Genomic DNA, 20,936 nt, shown 5'->3' on the forward strand with positions numbered 1-20,936 from the left:
GCCGCCGACCGTTCCAGATTAACCATGCCGTGCAACCGGCTTCACCCGTTGCGCGTCGATCGAGAGATAACCCAAGTGATTCCCGCCATCTCCATGCCCCGCCTTGCGCGTTCACGTCCGAATGCATGGGCCGCGCTGCTGTTGCTCGCGACGGCCGCCCATGCGCAACAGCCGGCCGACGTGGCCGGCAGCTTCGCGCATCTCGGCAGCGGCCGGCTCGCGACGCGCACGGTCGTGCTGACGGAACTGGGGTTGCACGACCCGATCGTGCTGCGCGCGCCGGATAGCCGTCAGGAACTGTATCTCCCGGTTCCCGCGGGCGTCACGCTGAGCGATGCCGCGCTGCAGATCGACGGCGGCTATCTGCGCGGCAACGGCGGGCGCACGACGATGCTGGTCTCGCTCGACGGCTCGCCCGTGTTTTCGCGCAGTCCGGCGCAAGAGCAGGGCGACGGCTCGGCGACGCTCGGCGTGGACGGCGCGCCGCGCGCGAACGGATTCGTGCGCGTGGGCCTCGACTGGTCGTCGGTGGTCAACGACAGCGTGTGCGCCGATCAGACGGCGATCGGCAACGTCTGGCGGATCGCGCCGACCACGCGCTTCACCTATCGCTACGATCCCGATTCGATCACCGATTTGCGCGGCGCGTGGAGCGCGTTGCCGCACAAGCCCGTGGTAATGCTCGGCGCACGCACGCTCGGCGCGCCAGCGTTCGACGCCGGCTGGCGCCTCGAGTCGCTGCTGCAGCGCGATGGCCGCACGCCCGTTACGCGCGCGTGGCCCGTCGCGGGCGACACCGTCGACCTGTCGGGCATCGACGTGCCCGTGCCGCTGCGCGCCATCCCTGCGTTCGCCGCGCTGGCGGCGGGCGGATCGCACACGCTGGCCAATCCCGCGGAAGCGGGCGCGCTGGTCGCACTGACGCCGCGCCCGGCATTCGCGCCCGATCTGATCGTCGCCGACGACACGCTGCGCAACACGCTCAACACGGAACTCGACGCATTACGCGAGCAGGTCGCGAGCGCCGCGCCTCGCGCGGCCGATGCGTTCGACGCGTGGCGCGCCCGCGCGATCGAGCCCATTGCGAAGCCGCTGGCGGCGGGCGAAGTGCGGCTTGCGCATTTGGGCGGCCAAACGGCGATCGTGGTCGGCGACAAGGACGCCGTCGCGGCGCTCGCGCGCGCGTGGCGTCCCATCGACGTCACGAGCCGCCTCATCGTGCATCAGATCGACGACGCGCCGAATACGCGCGGCGACGGCATCTCGCTCGCGCTGCTCGGCGGCCAGCCGCGCACGCTCGATGTGCAGGACGTCGCCGTCTGGGACGCGAATTTCGACCTTGGCGCGGCCTCGGGCAACGGCAAGCTGCCGAAGTCCGTCGTGCTCGACGTGGCAGCCGTGCCCACGGCGAACCACGCAGGGCAGACGGCGTCGATCTATTTCAACGACGTGCTGATCGGCTCGCAACTGCTCAACGCCGACGGCAAGCCGCAACGCATTGAGGCGCGCGTGCCGCATTACACGCTGGCGCCGAACAACCTGCTGCGCGTGGTGTTCCGGCGCCAGCCCGAAGGCGGCTGCCAGTCGCGCGGACAGGACCATCCCGTCGCGGTGCTGCCGAGCAGCCATCTGACGCTCGCCGACGCCACGCCCGGCGACGACTTCACGGGCATGGTCGCGCGCTTCGCGACGGACGCGAACGTGATCGTGCCCGCCGCGTATCTGAACGACGCGACCCGCGTGCTGCCGCGCGTCGCGAGCCTCGCGAACGCGAGCGGCATCGCGCCGCAGCGCGCCAGCTTCAGCGTCGCGCGCGACGGCGAGGCGGTCAGCCCGAAGGGCGTGTTCCTCGCGGCCGACGTGACGCTCGCGGACGAAAAGCGCGTTGCGCGTCTGTCGAAAGACCGCCTGTCGCTCGTCGATGCGTCGGGCAGGATGCTCGCCGATGTGTCGGGCCTGAATCGCGTCGGCGTCATCGAGGCCGTCGAGTCGGGCAGCGTGCGGGGCATCGTGTACCGGACGGTGGGCGACACCGCCGCGATCCTGCCGGCGTCGTTCCAGCTATCGCGCGGCGACATCGCGATCGTCGACGGCAGCGGCACGCTGCGGCAGTTCGATACGCGCCATCCGGGCGAAGTGATCGACGACGATCTGGGGCGGCCGTGGTATCTGCGCGGCTGGCTGGCCTGGGGCGCCGCCGCCGGTTTCGTCGGCCTGCTGGTCTCGTTGCTGCTGATCGCGCATATTGCGCGCCGCCGCAGCCAGGACAAGTCGTGAGCTTAGCGCTGTTCAAATGGTATGCGGGCTACGCGGTAGCCCATTACTACCATGGTCTCGAATACGTCTCGGCGGCGGTGGCGTTCGTCATCCTGCTGTCGAGCCTCGACGACCTGTTCATCGATCTCTGGTACTGGGTCCGCACGATCTGGCGACGCTGCACGGTGCAGCGCGCGTATAAGCCGCTCACCAGCGCGCAACTGTACCAGCGCGAAGAGCAGCCGCTCGCGATCATGGTGCCCGCGTGGCACGAGTACGACGTCGTGGCCGCGATGATCGAGGACATGGTGCGGGTGCTCGACTACCGCAACTACGTCGTCTTTATCGGCACCTACCAGAACGATCCGCAGACCATCGCCGAAGTGGAACGGATGCGCCGCCGCTACAAGCAGTTGCGCCGCGTGGAGGTGCCGCACGACGGCCCGACCTGCAAGGCCGACTGCCTGAACTGGGTGATCCAGGCGATCTTCCGTTACGAGCGCGAAGCCGGCATCGAATTCGCGGGCGTCGTGCTGCACGACAGCGAGGACGTGCTGCATCCCGTCGAACTGCGCTTTTTCAACTACCTGTTGCCGCGCAAGGACATGATCCAGCTGCCCGTGGCGTCGCTCGAGCGCAACTGGTTCGAGCTGGTGGCGGGCACGTACATGGACGAGTTCGCCGAGTGGCACGCGAAAGACCTCGTGGTGCGCGAGAGTCTCGCGCGCTCGGTGCCGTCGGCCGGCGTCGGCACCTGTTTCTCGCGGCGCGCGCTGCTTGGGCTGATCGCCGAGACCGGCAACCAGCCGTTCAACACCGAAAGCCTGACCGAGGATTACGACGTCGGCGCGCGTCTCGCAAAGATGGGCATGCAGTCTATCTTCGCGCGCTTCCCGGTGCAGTTCTCGACACGGCGCAACGCATGGTTCGGCTTCGGCAAGGAGCGCGAGATCACCGTCACGATGCCGCTGTGCGTACGCGAATTCTTTCCCGACACGTTTCGCACCGCTTACCGGCAGCGCGCGCGCTGGACGCTCGGCATCGGCCTGCAAGGCTGGAAGCAGACAGGCTGGACGGGATCGTTCGCCAATCGCTATCTGCTGTTTCGCGACCGCAAGGGCGTCGTGACCGCGATCGTCGGCATCCTCGCGTACGTGCTGCTGCTGCAGTTCCTGCTGTTCGCGGGCGCCGGGCTGCTCGGCTGGATGCCCGAGCTGATCGCGCCGCCGTTTTCCGACTCGCCGTGGCTCGACGTGCTGCTGTGGTCCAACGCGGGCGCGTTGCTGTTGCGCGTCGTGCAACGCGTCTATTTCGTCACGCGGCTGTACGGCTGGGAGCATGGCGTGCTGTCAGTGCCACGCATGGTGGTGGGCAACTTCGTCAATTTCATGGCTGTGTCGCGCGCATGGAAGCTGTTCGTCACCCATCTCGTGACGGGCAAGCGGCTCGCATGGGACAAGACGATGCACGACTTCCCGTCGGCGGACGGCTTCAACAACCGCCGTCAGCGTCTGGGCGAGCTGCTGCTGTCGTGGCAGGCGATCGATTCCGACAAGCTCGAACTGGCGCTCGGCGAAAGCCATGCGCGCGAAGCGCCGCTCGGCCGCGTGCTGATGGCCAAAGGCTGGCTCGACGAGGAAACGCTGGCGGAAGCGATCGCGTTCCAGGCCGATCTGCCGCGCGGCCGTTTGCAGCTATCGCGGCTGCAAGCGGATGCCGGGCGCCTGCCCCTCGAGGTGATCGTGCGGCATCGCGCGTTGCCGCAGGCCGATGCACCGGAAGGACAGGACAGCAGCGCGGGAGCGGGCGCAACCGATGCCGCCGCCGCCCATACGGTCCTGCTGACGGCGAGTCCGCTCGCCGAATCCGTGCTGGCCGAACTCGGCGCGCTGCTCGCGGGACCCGTCGTGCAGCACATCGTCCGGGAGGGCGAGATCGCCGCCGGGCTGCGCGCGCTGCGCGGCGTCGAGGTGGCGGCGCCGCAAGACGCGGCTGACGACGCTGCCGGGTCCGCGCCTGCGCGCAGCGTGCCGCTGATCGGCGATTTGCTGATCGAGCACGGCCATGTGAGCCGCGAAGCCTTCGAAGCCGCGATGCAGCATTACCGCCCGGATCGACACGGCCGTATCGGCGACTACATGGTCGCGCGCGACGTGATCACGCGCGCGGCGCTCGACAACGTAATCCAGCAACAGCGCCGCCTGCAGGGCGCGCTGGCGGCATCCGAATGACCGATTCATTTATCAACGCGCTGATGGCTGTGTGGCGTGCTTCGCCGTGTGCGCGGCCGGCCGTTCCGGATTGCAGCGATGAGCCTGCGCGCGTGAGCGTCACGGCGTCGTGGCGGTCGGCCTTGAAGGCGACGACGGCAGCGATGACGACGACGGCGGGAATGACGGCGGCTGTGACGGCGGCTATGACGGCGGCCGCGATGATGACAGGCGTCGTGTGCGGCGCGGGGTCCGCGTACGCGCAAGGCGTCGCGCACGCGCCGCGCGCCATTCCGGCCGACCGCAATCCGCTGCCGCTGACGGGCGCCGCGTATCGCGTCGCGCAGCAAGCCTATGCCGCGTATGGCCGTGCCGACTACGCCGCCGCCGTCGCGGGCGCGCGCGAAGCGATTCGCCAGCGGCCCGACGTGGTATCGCTGCGCGTGCTGCTCGCCAACGCGCTTGCCGCGCAACGCCGGTATGGCGAAGCGAGCCGGGCGCTCGGCGATGCGATCGTGCAGCTTGGGCGCGATCCGGCGCTGGTGTCGCGCCGCGCGCAGATCGATGCGCTGAACGCGTCGACGCGCGCCGTCGCGCATGCGCCTCGCGTGCAGCCGAACGACCAGGACGCGTTGACGGGCGCCGCACTGAGCGCCGCGCAGCAAGCCTACCAGGCCTACAACGCAAAGGACTTCGACAGCACCGTCAACCACGCGAACGAGGCCATCGCACTGCGTCCCGATCTGCTGCGCCTGCGGCTGCTGCTCGTCGATGCCGCGAGCGCCGGCGGTCACGATATGCAGGCATGGAACGCGGATCTCGACGCCGTCAAACGCTTCGGCGACAACGAGGAGCTGCGCGTGCGCCGCAGCTTCATCGGCAGCCGTCTTGCGCCGAAGTCGTCGCGCGCGTCGTTCGACGCACGCGCGCGAGGCGACTATGCGCACGCGGTCGAGCATGCCCGCGAGGCCGTCACCTATGCGCCGGACCTGGTCAACTATCGCGTGCAACTGATGGACGCGCTGTTCGCCGCGAACGATCTGCCCGGCGTGCAGGCTGCCGCAAGCGAGGCGATTGCCGCCGACGACAGCGAAATCGCGCCGCTCGTGCTGCGCGGCTACGTGCTGGCGGCGCAAGGCCGCATGGACGAAGCCGACGCCGACTTCGGCAACGCGTTGAAAGCCGGCGATGCGACCCGGCGCAACAAGCGCATCGCGCGCGCGATCATCGCGGATGTCTGGCTTGCCGAAGGCGAGCCGCAGCGCGCACTCGATCTGCTCACGCCGCTCGCCACCGTTGGCGACGATACCGATTTCCCGATTGCGCTGCGCCGCGCGCAGGCGCACCGGCTGCTCGCGCAGACGCATGCCGCCGGGGCGGCCGCGAAGGAAGCGTCCGTCACGGCCACCGGCTCGATCGATCCTGCGCGCCGCCCGGTGATCGACTGCGTCGTGGACGCGTTCGGCGCGGCCTGCGACCTCTACGCCGCCGACCCCGGCTTCGCGGCGGCACGCGCGTCGGCGACGGCGGCAGCGGCGAACGACACGCAACGCGCGCTCGGCTGTGCCCGCGAAGCGGTGAAAGCCGCGCCCGACGATCCGCAACATCGTGTCGAGCTGATCAACGTGCTCAGCGCGGCGGGCGACGACCGCGCCGCGGCGCGCGAGGCGCGGGCGCTCGTCGCTGCCGGCATGCTCGACGCGATGCCCGACATGACGGCCGCCTATATCGCGCAGCGGGCAGGCGAGAACCGGCTTGCGTATCAGCATTTCCGGATGGCCGACAAGGCGGGAGTCATGCCTGTATCCGCGAATGCCGATGCCGGGTATGCCGCCGCTAACGCGTATCGCAACCGCGAAGCCGCGCAGTACTTCGAACGCGCGATCGACGCCAGTGCCAGGCCCGCCGCCGACGCCACGCCCGCCACGCCCGCGCAGCTGAACGAAATGCGCAGCGCGCACGCCCAGGCGACGCGCGACTGGGGCTTCGACGCGTCGCTCAACTATCGCGGCGCGGGTATCCAGCCGGGCTACGCGACATCGACGACGCCGGGCACGTCGAACAACTGGCAGGCGGGCGTCGAGGCGTACTGGCGCCCGTTCGGCAGCCTGGGCGACCGGATGTTCGAACTGTACGCGCGCGGCTACGACAGCTTCGGCGTGAAGAACGGCGGCGCGACGGGCATCTCCACGACGCAGGCGGCACTCGGCGCACGCGCGAAGCCGCTGTCTCAGGTCGACGCGATCGTCGCATTCGAGCGGATCGTCGCGATCGGCTCGAAGACCCATCCGGACTGGCTCGCGCGGCTTGCGTACTCAGGCGGTTTCGGCACGGGCAGGCGCATCGACGTGCCGTCGTGGTGGACCTTGCAGGCGTACGCGGAGACGGGCGCCTATCTGAACGCGGGCAGCGTCTACGGCACCACCAATGTCGAAGTGGGGCGCACGTTCCGCATGGACAGCGTAAGCCCGAAATGGACGGTGTTCCCGTACGCGGTGATCGGCGCGGACTACGACTCGAATGTCGATCACAGCATCCCGGTCGGCGCGGGCGTCGGCATTTCGACGCGCTACTGGTTCCGCGACGGCCGCTACGACGCGCCGCGCTCGTTTATCGATCTGTCGGTGCAGTACCGGCTGAAGATCACGGGCGACGAGCGCGCCCGCGGCGTGTTCTTCGGCGCCATTTATTCGTATTGAAACTGGATCAATCACATGAACAGAATCAGCCCGATCGACGGGAGCATGGCGGCATCGATGGCCGCGATGGCGCTGCTGCTGCCCGCGACAGCGCACGCCGCGGCCGGCGATGTCGCGAGCCTGTACGGGCCGCAGCCGCCCGACGACGCGACATATCTGCGCGTGATCAACGTGTCGCCGCTGCCGGCGCGCGTCGCGCTGGCGGGCAGCGAAGCGCCGCAGACGCTCGCACCGGGCGCGGCCACGCGTTTCAGCGTGCTTGCGCCGGCTACGCAGATGCATGTCAGCGTCGACGGCAAGGCGCTGGCCGACGCGACGGCCGCCACCGGCCACCCGGGCGACGCCGTCACGGTGGCGCTCAGCCACGATGCGAAGGGCTGGCACGCGATGCGCGTCGCGGGCCGCTACGGGCGCGTCGACGGCCTGAAGGCGACGCTGCGCGCCTTCAATTTCGTGCCGGGCTGCAGCGCGGAGATCAGCGTCGACGGCGCGGGGCCGACCGTGTTCGCGCAGCTCGCGAGCGGCGCGCAGGACGCGCGCGCGATCAACCCGGTGAGCGCAAAGCTGGTGGGGCGGTGCGGCGCGGCGGCCAGCGCGCCGCTGCCGCTGCCGCCGCTCGCCGCGGGCGAAAGCTACAGCCTGTTCATTCATGGCGACGCCCGCCAGCCGGTACTGAGCGGCGCGCGCGATGCGCTCGCCTGGCCGCCCGCCGCGCGCTGATGCCTTTCGACACCGTTCGCCGTCGACACCGTTCGCCGCGCGTGCGCGAACGCTGTTGCCACGGCTTTGGCAGAGGTTTTTGCAAGGGCGTGGGGCTTCGAATGAGTTTGCTCCACCTCACCAACTAGCAACGCAAAACAGCTACGGAGAATTCACGACATGATCGACGCTCGCCATCCGCTCACGCGGCTGCCCGTCCAATCCCAGCCCGTCGACGGCCAGCGCCGCCGCCTGTTGCTCGCGCTCGCGGCAGCGCCGTTAGCGGGATCGATAGCTCTTGCGCCGCGACGCGCGCAAGCGGCGGCATCGACGAGTGTCATCGAAGGCCGCGACCTGTGGCTCTACCCGGGCTGGGAGAGCTTCAGCGACGACGCGACGCCTGCCTGTCTGAAAGCCCTCGACCTGATCCGCCGGGCCACCGGCAAACTCGACGCGCGCGGCATTCGCAGCGTGATCGTGATCGCGCCGCTGAAGGCGCGCGCGTGCCCCGAGCATCTGCCCGAAGGCGTCGCACTCTCGGGCGCCGTGGCGGCGCGCCTTGCCGCCATCCAGTGGCACGCAAACGAGCTGGGCCTGCGGATGGTCGATACGCAGGCCGCGATCGCTGCCGTCGATGCCGCGCAGCAGAAATATATTCGCGCCGACTATCACTGGAGCGGTCATTCGTCGGAGGCCGTTGCGCAGCGCGCCGCCGACCTCATCGTCGCGGCGGGTCCGCTGAAGGGCGGCGCGGGAGCGGGCACGCGGCTCGGCAAATGGAACGAGGAGGTCCACTACGGCGACCTTGCGGCGCTGCTGCCGCCCGAGCGCAAGAAGGCGATCGGCAAAGACCATTTCATCGTGCGCACGGCGTGCGCCGCGCCGCAGGGGCTCGTCGCAGGCGGACCGTCCGTCGTGCAGGTGGTGGGCAACAGCATGGTGCAGCCGTATCTCGGCTTCCCGCAAAAGCTGTCGAACGCGATCGACCGTCCTGTGGGTCTCACATGGACCTTCGGCGACACCGGCCCGTGGAAGACGCTGCTCAACTATCTGGAATCGCCCGCCTTCAAGGCCAATCCGCCGCAGGCGCTCGTCTGGCAATTCAACGAAGGGCAAATGATGAATCTGCCCGGCGCGGCGGGGCAGTGGGACGCCGCTTCGCTGATGACGGACGATACATTCGTTGCGCGTGTCGCGACGGCGCTCGCGGCATGAGCGAGACCGTTGGAAACGCGGGGGCGGGCGCAGCGGGGGCAGCGGGAACCTGCCGTGACGCGGACGCGGCGCGACAAAGCGCAGGCTCGCACGCACGCATCGCGTGGCTGGTCGCGCTTTTGCTCGGCTTCGGCTTCGCCGGCGCGTTGGCCTCGCTCGGGACGCAGTCGCGCGCGGGCGCGTCGTTCGATATGCGCGGCTGGCGCGACGGCAGTCTGGGGCGCAATCTTGATCGCGCGCTCGACGTGCCTTATGCGCGCACGCTGCAGCGTTGGCAGGCGGCGGCGCGCTACGGGATGCTCGGTGATCTCGGTCATCAGGTGCGCGAGGGGTGCCCCGGCTGGCTGTTCTACGCGGACGGCGTGCGCGCGCCCGTGCAGCCGGGCGACGACGCGCCAGTGCATGCCGATGGCGGCGATGCGCTGACGGATGCGCGCATCGCGACGATGCGCGGCTATGCGAATGCGCTGCGCGGCATGGGCATCCAGTTGCTGGTCGTCACGGTGCCGGACAAGGCGCGCGTCGAAAGCGAGGCGCTGTGCGGGCTGCGCCAGGACGCGCGGCTGACGCAGCGGCTTGCCGCATGGCAGCGCGCGTTGAGCGCAAGCGGCGTCGCGCAGGTCGGCCTGTTGCCCGTGTTGCAGGCCGCGCGTCCCGCGTTCTTTCGCACCGATGTGCACTGGAACGCGCGCGGCGCGCAGGCGGCCGCGCAGGCTGTCGGCGCGGCCGTGCTGCCGATGCTCGGCGCGCGCGGCGAGACGGTCTTCACGCATATGACGGCGCCTGCCGCGCCGCGCGTCGGCGATCTACTGAAGCTAGCGAATCTCGACGATGTGCCGGATGCGTGGCGCCCCGCGCCGGACATCGTGGCGGCGCAGACGCTGCGCGCGCAGCGCAGCGGCGGCCTGCTCGACGACGGACCGGCTGCCGAAGTGCTGCTCGCGGGCAGTTCATTTTCACGGCGCAGCGCGTTTGCCGAGCGTCTTGGCGAGCAACTGGGGCGCGAAGTGTGGAACGTCAGCCTCGACGACGGCCAGTTCGACCGCGCGATGCAGTCAGCCTGGCGCGAGCGGGCGAACTGGCCCAAAAGCGTGCGTGTCGTGATCTGGGAAATGTCGGAGGACGCGCTGTCCATGCACGTCGATGCACCCGTCGATGCGCCCTTCGATGCACACGCTGCCGCTGCCGGCGCACGCTCGACGCCTCACGCGGGCGGACAGGACTGATCCCGATGCTATTCAATTCGTTCATCTTCCTCGCGCTCTTTCTGCCGCCCGCGCTGGCCGGCTACTATCTGCTCGGCCAACGCATGCCGCGCGCGGCGGCCGCGTGGCTGTGCGGCGCGTCGATCGTTTTCTATGGATGGTGGAACCCCGCGTTCGTCGGGCTGCTGCTGGTCTCGATCGCTTTCAACTACGCGATGAGCTGTGCGATCGTCGCGGCGCCCGCGTCATCGGCGCGGCGGCGCTGGCTGCTCGGCCTCGCCGTCGCCGCCGACCTTGCGCTGCTGGTGCGCTACAAGTATCTGGCCGCGATACTGGGCGCGCTCGTTCACGCAAGCGGCGTCGTGCCCGCCGGATGGCTCGAACAAGGCATGCATGAGGTGATCCTGCCGCTCGGCATTTCGTTCTTCACGTTCACGCAGATCGGCTATCTGCTCGACTGCGACGCGGGCATCGTGAAGGAGCGGGACCTGCTCGGCTATGTGCAGTTTGTCACATTCTTTCCGCATCTGATCGCCGGTCCGATCCTGCATCACAAGGAAACGATGACGCAGTTCGCGCAGCCGCAAACCTGCCGGTTTCGGGCCGAGAACCTGTCGGTCGGCGCTTTCGTCTTCACCATCGGTCTCGCGAAGAAAGTGTTGTTCGCCGACACCATTGCGCCGTACGCCGACGCGGGTTTCGCAGCGCCACACGCGTTGCAGTGGCTCGCGGCATGGGGCGCGTGCATGGCCTACGCATTGCAGCTGTATTTCGACTTCTCCGGCTACTCGGATATGGCCGTCGGCCTCGCGAAGATGTTCGGCGTGCGCTTTCCGCTGAACTTCAATTCGCCGTTCAAGGCCGCGAGCATCATCGATTTCTGGCAGCGCTGGCACATGACGCTCACCCGTTACCTGACGGCCTACCTGTACTACCCGCTGGCGATGCGCATCAACCGTGGCCGTGCGTCGCGCGGCCTGCCCATCGGACGTCTCGCGCAGCGCTCGGCAAGCGGCTTCGCGGCGACGGTCGCCGTGCCGACCTGCTACACGATGGCGCTCGCGGGCATCTGGCACGGCGCAGGCTGGCAATACCTGATCTATGGCTTGCTGCATGCGTCGTATCTGAGCGTGAATCACGCGTACCGCGCATGGCGGGCCGCGTCGCCCGCCGCCCGTGCCGCGCGGGCAAGCGGCTTTGCGACGCGCGTGCGTCACGCGGCCAATGTGTTGCTGACCTTCGCCGCCGCGCTCGTCGCGTTCGCGTTTTTTCGCGCGCATGGCGTCGGCGATGCGCTCGCGCTGCTGCAAGGCATGGCCGGACTGCGCGGCATCGAGACGCTCGACTGGCCCGCGTGGACCGCGGCGGGTACGGACCTCGCGGGCTGGCTGCGCCTCGTCGCCGGGCGCTCGACGCTGGCGCTCTTGATCGCCGCGTTGCTGGCGATCGTCTGGTGTGCGCCGAACTCGCATCAATGGATGGGCCTCTTCTCGCCCGCGCTCGAACGCGCCACTGAAACCGCGCGTGCGCCGACATGGCGGCCGTCGCTGCGCTGGACGCTCGCGATGCTCGGCGCGCTGGCGTTCTGCGTCGCCCAACTGCATAGCGAAGTGCGTTTTCTCTACTTCCAGTTCTGATTGTCAAAACGGTACTTGCAAGGATCACACGATGACTCACAACGAAACGCTGCACGCCGAGGTGGCGTCGCTGGTCGAATCGGTCGTCCTGCGCGGCGTGCGCGGCGACGAGCTGTTGCTCGAAACGGGGCTGGTCGATTCCGTGCTCGCCGTCGAAATCGTGATGGGCGTCGAGATGCAGTTCGGCGTGCGGATTCCGCCCACCGAAATCGCCGAGCACCTCGCGAGCGTGGATGCGCTCAGCGCGTTCGTCGCCGCGCACGGGTAGGCGCGTCGTGCGATTCGATCTGCCGTCGAGCCGCTTTGTCGACACCGACACGCGCGCGGACGCATGGGCCGTGATCGGCGCCGATCGCGCGCTGCGCTGGCGCGAACTGGCGCAAGCCGCCGACGCGTGGGCGCAGCGGGCGCGCGAGCATGGCTTCGCAGCCGATGTGCCCGTGATCGTGCGCGGCCACAAGGAAGCAGCGTTCTTCGTCGCGATGACGGGCGCGCTGCTGCTCGGTGCGCCGTTCGTGCCCGTCGATACGATCTATCCCGACGAACGGCTGCGGCGCATCGCGCAGACGCTGGGGGCGCGGATCGTTTTCGATGCGGCGGCTGACGCGTTCGTGCCGCTGAACGTGGCATCGGATGCGCGGCACGCGAGGGACGACAGCGAACGGTGCGCGGCGCGGCCGCTGCGTGAGAAGAGTCTCGCGTACGTGCTGTTCACGTCGGGCACGACGGGCGAGCCAAAGGGCGTGCAGATCGGCCGGGAGAGCGTGGCCGCGCTGGCCGACTGGATGGCGGCGGATTTCGCGCTCGGCGCATCGCCTGTGTTTCTGAACCAGGCGCCGTTCAGCTTCGATCTGTCGATGTACGAACTGTTCGGCACGCTCGCGCTCGGTGGCACGGCAGTGCTCGCATCGCGGCAACTGACGGCGCGGCGCAGCGCGTTTCTCGATACGCTTGCCCGGCATCGCATGACGACATGGGTTTCGACGCCTTCGTTCGCGCAACAGCAATTGCTTGACCCGGCATTCTCGCAGCAGGGCTTGCCCGCCCTCGCGACGTTCCTGTTCTGCGGCGAAGTGCTGCCCGTCACGCTCGCGAAGCAATTGCGCCTGCGCTTCCCCGCAGCGCGGATCATCAATACGTATGGGCCGACGGAGGCAACGGTGGCGAGTACGTCGATAGTCGTCGACGATGCGTTGCTCGCGCAGCATGCGCGCCTGCCCGTCGGTTACGCGAAGCGCGGCGCGGCGGTGTTCGTCGATCGGGGCGAGTTGTGCATCGCCGGTCCGCACGTGATGCGCGGCTACCTGAACCGCGAGGACCTGAACGAGGCGCGCCTCTTCATGCATGACGGGCAGCGCGCGTTTCGCACGGGCGATCTGGGCGCCGTCGAAAGCGATGGACTGCTGTTTTGCCACGGCCGCATCGACGATCAGATCAAGATCGGCGGCTACCGGATCGAACTGATGGAAATCGATGCGGCGTTGCGCGCGCTGCACGGCGTATCGAGCGCGGCGGCCGTGCCGTTGCGGCGTCCCGATGGCTCGGTGGCGCGCATCGTCGGGTTCGTCGCGACGGGCGCCGGCGACGGCCGCTTGCCCGATGCATTGCGCGACTGGAAAGCGCGGCTCGCCGAACGCCTGCCGCCGTATATGATTCCGTCTGAACTGCTGGCGTGCGCGTCGTTGCCGGTCACCGTCAACTTCAAGATCGACCGCGCACGGTTAGCCGAGAATTACCGTGACGCACATCTCAAAGCACAGCATTGAACGGATGGCCGCTCAGGTGGCTCAGGCCGCTCAGGTTACTCAAGCCGCTCAGGAGCCGCCGTCGCCGCGCCGGCGCGCGCTGCTCGCCGCGGGTCTGAGCGCCGCGCTCACGGCCGCCTGTTCCACGCCGCGCGCCGGCGATGCGGCGGCGTGGGCGCAAGGCGTCGTCTGGCAACTGGATGAAGACCATGTCGATCCGCGCGGCGACTGGCAGGCGCTCGGCGTGACGGACCTGCTCGTGCAATGGACGGCCGTCGATGACATCTCGTTCCTGCCGGGCACCGCGACGCAGCAGGAGCCATCGTCCGTGCGTCTGCAGACGTCCAGCCATCTGCCCGACTGGACGCGTATTGCGCAAGAGCCGTGGGCGCGCAATGTGATCGTCGGTCTCGCGGGCCGTTTCGACGAAACGGGCGCGCGGGCGCAGATGGCGCGGCTCGTCGAGCAGTCGAAGCGCCTCGTGGCTGCAAGGCCGCCCGTTCATGTCGACGGCTACTACTTTCCCGTCGAGGTCGATCCGACGTGGCAGGGCGCGGCGAGGCTCGCACCGTTGCTCGGAGCCTTGCCGCGACCGCTGTGGATCAGCGTGTACGACAATTCGAACATCGGCGGCGCGACGCTCGCCGCGTGGCTCGACGGCTGGTTGCCGCACGACGTCGGTGTGTTTTTGCAGGACGGTTGCGGCGTGTATGCGCGCGGCCCGGCGGCGGCGCGCGAATACGCCGATGCACTGGCGGCGCGGCTCGGCAAGGCGCGCGTACGCGTCATCGCCGAGGCCTTTCGGCCCGCCGTGGGTGGCGGGTTTCGCGCAGCAAGCGCGGCCGAACTGGCGCCGCAGTTGCGCGCCTATCGCGGCTATCGGACCTATCTTTTCGACGGTCCGCATTACGTGTCGGCGCAACTCGTGCAGGAACTGCGGGGCATGGCGGGCTGAAGCGCCCCGTACCCCCGATGCCAACGTGGATACGACAAGTGGATACGACAACACGGAGACGCCCATGAAAGCCACTTCTCTCGCGCATCTGGGCGTCTCCTGGATCGTCGCCGCGTGCGCCGCGGTGGCGATCCTGCTGCTGTCGGTCGCGTGGCTGCGGCCCGCACTGTCCGCGTGCAAGCGGGTGTCGGCAAGCGGCATCGGGGCCGTCGCGTTCTACTACGGGGCCAATGTGCGCGCGGAGCAGTTCGAATCGTTCGATACCGTCGTGCTCGAACCCGATAGCGGTTTCGATCCGGCTGCGCATCTGGCGCATTGTCCGAAGTGGTATGCGTACGTGAGCGTCGGCGAAGTGTCGAAGGCGCGTGCTTACTACGCGAAAATGCCACACACGTGGTTGCTGGCCGCCGATGACGCGCGCGACGCGATGCACGATTCGGCGCGCGACTCGATGCACGACTCGGCGGTTGTCGATCAGACCGCGCCGGGATGGCCGGCGTTCTTCGTCGATGAAATCATCGAGCCGCTGTGGGAACGTGGCTATCGCGGCTTTTTCCTCGATACGCTCGATTCGTATCGGCGCGTCGCGCAGACGGACGCAGCGCGTGCAAAGCAGCAGGCGGGTCTCGTCGCGGTGTTGCATGCATTGAAAGCACGCTATCCGCAAGCGCAGTTGATCCTCAACCGGGGCTTCGAGATCCTGCCGCAGGTGCACGATCAGGTTGCGGCCGTCGCGTTCGAATCGTTATTCGGCCGATGGGATCGAACCAATCAGCGTTACGGCGCAGTGCCCGACCGCGATCGCGAATGGCTGCTCGGCGAAGCGCGCGAGGTTCACGAGCGCTACCAGTTGCCCGTGATCTCGATCGACTATTGCGCGCCCGGCGATGATGCGTGCCGCGAGGACATCGTGCGCAAGATCGGGGCGCTCGGCATCGTGCCGTACGTGACGGATGGCGGGTTGCAGACCATCGGCGTGAGCCGGGCGGTCATCAAGGACGCAGAGCCGCTCATCAGCGTCACGCTCAAGGGGTAGCCTGCCGGGCGCGAATCAGCGCAACTGCGTGACGGCGAGCAGCAGCACCATGCTGCCGATCGCGCCATCCAGCACGCGCCAGGCGGTGGCGCGCCTGAAGAGCGGCGCGAGCGCCCGCGCGCCATAGCCCAATGCAACGAACCAGACCGCGCTGACGCTCATCGCGCCGATTGCGAAAGCGGCGCGCGAACCCTGCGCTTCACGCGCGCCCGCCGTGCCGATCAGCAGAAACGTATCCAGATAGACATGCGGGTTGAGCCACGTGAACGCGAGCGTCATCAGCACGATCGGCAATGCGCGCTGCGCGGCCGGCGCGGGATCGTTTTTCGCATCGGTGTCGAGGATCGCGTGACCGGGGCGCAGCGAGCGCATCAGCGCGCTGATGCCGAACCACGCGAGATACGCGAGACCCACGTATAACAGCGCGTGAATGAAGGTCGGATAACGTTCGACGAGCACCGACGCACCGCCGACGCCCGCGCCGATCAACAGGAAATCCGACAGCGTGCACAGCAGCACGATCTTGCCGATATGCGAACGCATGATGCCTTGACGAAGCACGAACGCGTTCTGCGCGCCGATAGTGACGATCAACGACGCGCATAGTGCGGCGCCATGCGAAAAAGCCAGCCAGTTCATGGTGTTTTTTGATGGAAGGAGGAATCGGATGGCATGAGTGTGCCGCGATCGATAGAATAAGAGAAGCTAATATCGGTAACGCTGCTTAAGGAACGCTAATGCTCGACTATGCCCTGCTGGATGCGCTCGCGGCCGTCGTGCGCCACGGCTCGTTCGACCGCGCGGCCGCCGCGCTCAATGTGACGCCTTCCGCTGTGTCGCAGCGCGTGAAGCTGCTGGAGGAGCGCGTCGGCAGCGTGCTCGTCAAGCGCGGGCAGCCTTGTACGGCGACGCGCTCGGGCGCGCTGCTGTGCCGGCATACGGAGCGCGTGCAATTGCTCGAAGCCGAACTGAACGGGCGCATGCCGGAGTTGCCGGGCGCGTTGCTGGAGCCGTGGCCGTCGTTGCGCGTCGCCGTCAACGACGACAGCGTGGGCACGTGGTTCGTCGATGCCGTCGCGGACTTCTGCGTCGAGCGCGGCATGCTTCTCGACCTCGTGATCGACGATCAGGACCACACGGCGCAGCGCATTCGCGACGGCAGCGTGCAGGGCGCCGTGACGACGCAATCGGAGCCCGTGCAGGGTTGCCGCTCGACGCGTCTTGGACGCATGCGCTATCTCGCCGTTTGCACGCCCGCGTATTACGAGCGCTATTTCAGCGAAGGCGTCACGCGCGATACGTTACGACAGGCGCCGTGCGTCGACTTCAATCCGAAAGACCAGCTGCAAAAGCGCTTCGTGCACAAGATCACGCGCACCGCGTTCGATGCGCCGACGCACTGGATTCCGCACGTCTCCGGTTTCTTGCGCGCGTGCGCGACGGGGCTGGGGTGGGGCATGTGCCCGGAGCGGATGATCGCCGGGCAACTCGAAAGCGGCGAGTTGATCGACATGGTGCCGGGCAAGCATCTCGATGTCGATCTGTATTGGCAGAGCTGGCGGCTGTCGATCGGCTGGCTCGACGATTTCGGGGCCGCGCTGCGCAAGCGTTCAGCCGAGTTTCTCGACTGAACGCGACTGACCACTTGCACGGCAGCGCTTCATGCAACGCTCAATGCAGCCGGATCACGGGATGCACGCGACGCCGCAGCCAATGGCTCGCCGTGTCGAGCGTCATGCGCGCGAAGCCCGTGAGCGACATCAGGTGCCGCCGATAGATCAGCCTGTACACGACCGTCGCGAGCCAACCATCGACGAACACAGGCCGCTCGCGCAGACCGCTCAGATTGCCGATCGTGCCGACGTCGCCGAAACCGACCAGCGTGCCCGCGTCGCGATACGTGAATTCGGGCAGCGCTTCGCCACGGACCCGCCACTTCAGCGCGCGCGCCAGAAACATCGCCTGCTGATGCGCGACCTGCGCACGCGGTGCGAGAAAGCCGTCGCGATGCGAAGGACACGCCGCGCAATCGCCTAACGCGAACACATTGGCATCCGTGGTGGTTTGCAGCGTGCGGGTCACGAGCACCTGTGCGTTGCGGTTCACCGCGATGCCGTCGAGCACGCGCAGCACGGGCGGCCCTGCGATGCCCGCCGTCCAGATGGCGATATCGCTCGGCAGATGCTGGCCATCGTGCGTGCGCACGCAGTCGCCACACACTTCGGTGACGCGCGTATCCGTCAACACTTCGACACCCAGCCCGCCGAGAATCCGCTGGGCGCGCGCGGAAATGCGTTGCGTCAGCGCGGGCAGCACGCGATCCGTGCCTTCGATCAGCCGGATGCAGAAGTCGCGCTCCGGGTCGAGCGCAAAGAGGCTGTAGCGGTGCATCAGGCGAATGCTGTCGCGCAGCGCTGCCGCGAGCTCGACGCCCGTCGCGCCCGCGCCGACGATGTTGATCGACACGGGCTGTACCTGCTGTGCGCCGCTCACGCGCCGTGCGTGATTGGCGCGCGTGCAGGCATCGAGCAGCTTGCGCCGGAACGTTTCCGCGTGTGTGACGCACTCCAGCGGCAACGCGTGTTCCGCCGCGCCCTGCACGCCGAAATAGTTGGTCACGCTGCCGAGCGCGAGCACCAGCGTATCGAATGCGACCTGACGCGCCGGCAGCACTTCACGGCCGTCCGCGTCACGCGTCGCGCTGATCGTGATGCGTCGTTGCACGCGGTCGAGCGATTGCAGCGAGCCCTGTTCGAATTCGAAGCCATGACGCCGCGCCTGCACCGCGTATTGCAGCTGATGCGTGGCGGGATCGATCTGGCCCGACGCGGCTTCATGCAGGAGCGGCTTCCAGAAGTGCGTCGGCGAGCGGTCGACGAGCACGACTTGCGCGTGCCCGGCCTTGCCGAGCGATTCGCCAAGACGCGTAGCGAGTCCCAGTCCGCCCACGCCGCCGCCGACAATGACGATCCGGTGCGGCGCAGGTTGTGTGCTGCTTGCTGTGTGTCGATCGATCGAGGCCATGATGGGTACTCTCCTGAGACGTTTTGAATTCGATTCATGCCTTAACTGCATCAGTCAGGTCGAGTATAGAATCGGGGAAATCAGCAGCACAATTTAATGTTTGTACGCGATATATAGGTTAAGGCTTATGTTAAAGGCGGCGACGTTTCGTCAATTGAAGGCGCTTCATACGGTGGCGAAGCTCGGCAGCGTGTCGGGCGCAGCGGAGGAATTGCGCTTGACGCAGCCTGCCGTGTCGCTGCAAATCAGGTTGCTTGAAGAGGCGGCCGGCGCACCTCTTTTGCAGCGCGTAGGACGCGGCGTGCAATTGACGGCCGCGGGCGAAATCCTCGCGCGCTATGCGCTCGAAATCCTCGACCTGTGGAACGGCGCCGCCGACGACCTGGCCGCGTTGCACGGCGAGCAGGGCGGCACGCTGCGCATCGGCGCGATCACGACGGCCGAATATCTGATTCCGCCGTTTCTCGTGCGCTTCACGGAAGCGCGGCCGCAAGTGAAGGTGCAGTTCAAGGTGGGCAACCGCGCGGACATCATCCGCATGCTCGCGACGCATGAAATCGATCTCGCCGTAATGGGCAGCCCGCCGCGTGAGTTGCGCACCGTTGCCACCGCGTTCGCGAAGCACCCGATGGCGTTCGTCGCGTCGCCGTCGCATGCGCTGATGAAGCGCAAGCGCCTCACGCTCGGCGATCTGGAATCGGCGAACCTGTTCGTGCGCGAGCGCGGTTCGGGCACGCGCTCGACGGTCGAGAACCTGTTCAGGCAGGCGGGGCACAAGATCCATATCGGCTCCGAACTGTCGAGCAACGAGGCGATCAAGCAACTGGTGGAAGCGGGGCTTGGCATTTCGTTCCTGTCGCTGCACGCATGCACGCTGGAGTTTCAGGCGGGCCTGCTCGCTTTGCTGCCGCTGCCGCACAATCCCATCGAGCGCGACTGGTACGTGATGCATGTGTCGGACAAGCGTCTGCCGCACGTCGCGAGCCTGTTCCGCGATTTCCTGATCGACGAGGGGATGAAGGGCAGCGTGCCGATTCCGATGCCGTCGGTTGCGGCCGCAAGAAAGCGCCGCCGCGCGTGAAAGCTGCCGATTCATTTCGACGTTTACGATTGTGCCAACGAGATTTGTGCGCGCATTGTTTCTCTTTACAGTGGCAGCCAGACATTTGCGAAAAGCGGACGCCGCGTGACTGCCGCGAGCCGCGGTGATTGCCCTGGCCGTCAGAGGAGTCGGAGACATGAGCCGCAGTATCGACAGCAACAACACCCGCATCACGACCGTCGAGACGTTCGGTTTCGAACGCATTCCTGACCGCTCGCGCTACGCGCGGCCCGTTGACCTGTTCCGGCTTTTATTCGGCGGCTGCAATACGTTTTCGACTTCCGTGCTCGGCAGCTTCCCGGTTCTGGCCGGCGTTCGTGAGCGCCGTGCTGGTCGCCTTGAGCAATCCCGTTTCGTTCGCATCGACGATGGGCGACTGGGCGCGCTACATTCCGCAGAACACGCCGAAGCATCGCACGATGCTCGCGGTGATGATCGCGCAGATCGCGACGTTCGTGTCGTTCTTCTTCGGTCTCGGCGGCATGTCGACGGGCACCACGGCGCTGTACGGCACGGGCCTCGACATGTCGAGCATGTTCCCGAAGCTGCTCAACCGTGTGCGTGCGACGTTCCTGATCGGCTGTGCGGCGATCGGCTTCATCTTTCTCGGGCGCTTCGTGTTCAACCTCGTCGAAAGCGTGTCGACGTTCTCGGTGCTGATCAACTCGTGCAGCTGCCCGTGGATGGTGATGATGATCATCGGCTATGTGACGCGGCGCGGCTTCTATCTGTCGGACGATCTGCAGGTGTTCAATCGCGGCGGCCGCGGCGGTCACTACTGGTTCACGCACGGCTGGAACTGGCGCGCGATGGGCGCGTGGATTCCGGGCGCGCTGACGGGCCTTGCGTTCGTCAACTTGCCCGATCAGTTCGTCGGTCCCCTGGGCGGGCTCGCGGGCGGCACCGATATCAGCCTGCCCGTTGCGCTGACGATGGCCTTCGTGTTGTACGTCACGCTGTTGCAATGCTTTCCGGAGCCGGACGGTGTCTATGGTCCGCAAGGCCGTCGCTGGCTGCGCGGCAGTCACAAGGCGACGCATGCGAAGATCAAGGCCGTCGAGCCGCATCCGGCGCGCGGCGGCAGAATGACGGCGCCGCGCGAAGAACTGTTCGATACGCAGGACGCCGCGTAATACAACCGAAGCGCCCTGGG

General features: G+C 67.6%; 15 protein-coding genes and 1 pseudogene. 14 read left to right on the forward strand and 2 right to left on the reverse strand.

The window, feature by feature from the left end:
- Nucleotides 1–93: 93 nt before the first annotated feature.
- From J8I87_RS32860 to J8I87_RS32910, 11 genes are all read left to right on the forward strand, one after another.
- Entirely contained in the window at nt 94–2,277 is a 2,184-nt protein-coding gene (locus J8I87_RS32860; protein WP_209936380.1) for a cellulose biosynthesis cyclic di-GMP-binding regulatory protein BcsB, read from the forward strand.
- On the forward strand, nt 2,274–4,487 hold the full coding sequence (locus tag J8I87_RS32865) for a glycosyl transferase family protein (protein ID WP_209936381.1): 2,214 nt from the start codon (nt 2,274–2,276) through the stop codon (nt 4,485–4,487). Before J8I87_RS32860 ends, J8I87_RS32865 begins: the two co-directional genes overlap by 4 nt.
- Nucleotides 4,484–7,165, forward strand: a complete 2,682-nt coding sequence (locus tag J8I87_RS32870; protein WP_245254336.1) for a bacteriophage N4 adsorption protein A — start codon at nt 4,484–4,486, stop codon at nt 7,163–7,165. Before J8I87_RS32865 ends, J8I87_RS32870 begins: the two co-directional genes overlap by 4 nt.
- A 15-nt stretch (nt 7,166–7,180) precedes the next feature.
- Complete coding sequence (locus tag J8I87_RS32875; protein ID WP_209936383.1) at nt 7,181–7,885, forward strand: alginate O-acetyltransferase AlgF; 705 nt, start codon at nt 7,181–7,183, stop codon at nt 7,883–7,885.
- Nucleotides 7,886–8,044: 159 nt separating this feature from the next.
- Nucleotides 8,045–9,079, forward strand: a complete 1,035-nt coding sequence (locus tag J8I87_RS32880; RefSeq protein WP_209936384.1) for an alginate O-acetyltransferase AlgX-related protein — start codon at nt 8,045–8,047, stop codon at nt 9,077–9,079.
- A complete protein-coding gene (locus J8I87_RS32885) occupies nt 9,076–10,305 on the forward strand; it encodes an alginate O-acetyltransferase AlgX-related protein (RefSeq protein WP_209936385.1) in 1,230 nt (409 codons plus the stop codon). Before J8I87_RS32880 ends, J8I87_RS32885 begins: the two co-directional genes overlap by 4 nt.
- A 5-nt stretch (nt 10,306–10,310) precedes the next feature.
- Nucleotides 10,311–11,921: an MBOAT family protein gene (locus J8I87_RS32890; RefSeq protein ID WP_209936386.1), complete on the forward strand. Its 1,611-nt coding sequence runs from the start codon at nt 10,311–10,313 to the stop codon at nt 11,919–11,921.
- A gap of 31 nt (nt 11,922–11,952) precedes the next feature.
- The gene (locus tag J8I87_RS32895; protein ID WP_209936387.1) at nt 11,953–12,189 is read left to right on the forward strand and encodes an acyl carrier protein; all 237 of its coding nucleotides are present in this window, start codon (nt 11,953–11,955) and stop codon (nt 12,187–12,189) included.
- Nucleotides 12,155–13,687, forward strand: coding sequence for a D-alanine--poly(phosphoribitol) ligase (locus J8I87_RS32900; RefSeq protein WP_209936388.1), 1,533 nt, complete (start codon nt 12,155–12,157; stop codon nt 13,685–13,687). The genes J8I87_RS32895 and J8I87_RS32900 overlap by 35 nt, the downstream gene beginning before the upstream one ends.
- Nucleotides 13,668–14,621 (forward strand): hypothetical protein, encoded by a 954-nt coding sequence (locus tag J8I87_RS32905; protein WP_409518853.1) that lies wholly within the window; start codon nt 13,668–13,670, stop codon nt 14,619–14,621. The genes J8I87_RS32900 and J8I87_RS32905 overlap by 20 nt, the downstream gene beginning before the upstream one ends.
- Before the next feature lie 64 nt (nt 14,622–14,685).
- A complete protein-coding gene (locus J8I87_RS32910) occupies nt 14,686–15,657 on the forward strand; it encodes an endo alpha-1,4 polygalactosaminidase (RefSeq protein ID WP_209936390.1) in 972 nt (323 codons plus the stop codon).
- Between the two features lie 15 nt (nt 15,658–15,672).
- On the opposite strand, the gene J8I87_RS32915 is transcribed toward J8I87_RS32910, so the two are convergent.
- Nucleotides 15,673–16,296: a LysE/ArgO family amino acid transporter gene (locus J8I87_RS32915; RefSeq protein WP_209936391.1), complete on the reverse strand. Its 624-nt coding sequence runs from the start codon at nt 16,294–16,296 to the stop codon at nt 15,673–15,675.
- 98 nt (nt 16,297–16,394) lie between these two features.
- Here J8I87_RS32915 and J8I87_RS32920 point away from each other — a divergent pair, with 98 nt between their 5' ends.
- Complete coding sequence (locus J8I87_RS32920) at nt 16,395–17,288, forward strand: LysR family transcriptional regulator ArgP (protein ID WP_209936392.1); 894 nt, start codon at nt 16,395–16,397, stop codon at nt 17,286–17,288.
- Nucleotides 17,289–17,328: 40 nt separating this feature from the next.
- Here J8I87_RS32920 and J8I87_RS32925 read toward each other — a convergent pair whose 3' ends face one another.
- Nucleotides 17,329–18,681, reverse strand: coding sequence for an NAD(P)/FAD-dependent oxidoreductase (locus J8I87_RS32925; RefSeq protein ID WP_209936393.1), 1,353 nt, complete (start codon nt 18,679–18,681; stop codon nt 17,329–17,331).
- Between the two features lie 127 nt (nt 18,682–18,808).
- Here J8I87_RS32925 and J8I87_RS32930 point away from each other — a divergent pair, with 127 nt between their 5' ends.
- Nucleotides 18,809–19,762: a LysR family transcriptional regulator gene (locus J8I87_RS32930; protein WP_209936395.1), complete on the forward strand. Its 954-nt coding sequence runs from the start codon at nt 18,809–18,811 to the stop codon at nt 19,760–19,762.
- Nucleotides 19,763–19,919: 157 nt separating this feature from the next.
- A pseudogene (locus J8I87_RS32935) lies at nt 19,920–20,916 on the forward strand (cytosine permease).
- Nucleotides 20,917–20,936 lie beyond the last annotated feature (20 nt).

Source organism: Paraburkholderia sp. LEh10, from assembly GCF_017814945.1.
Classification (GTDB): domain Bacteria; phylum Pseudomonadota; class Gammaproteobacteria; order Burkholderiales; family Burkholderiaceae; genus Paraburkholderia.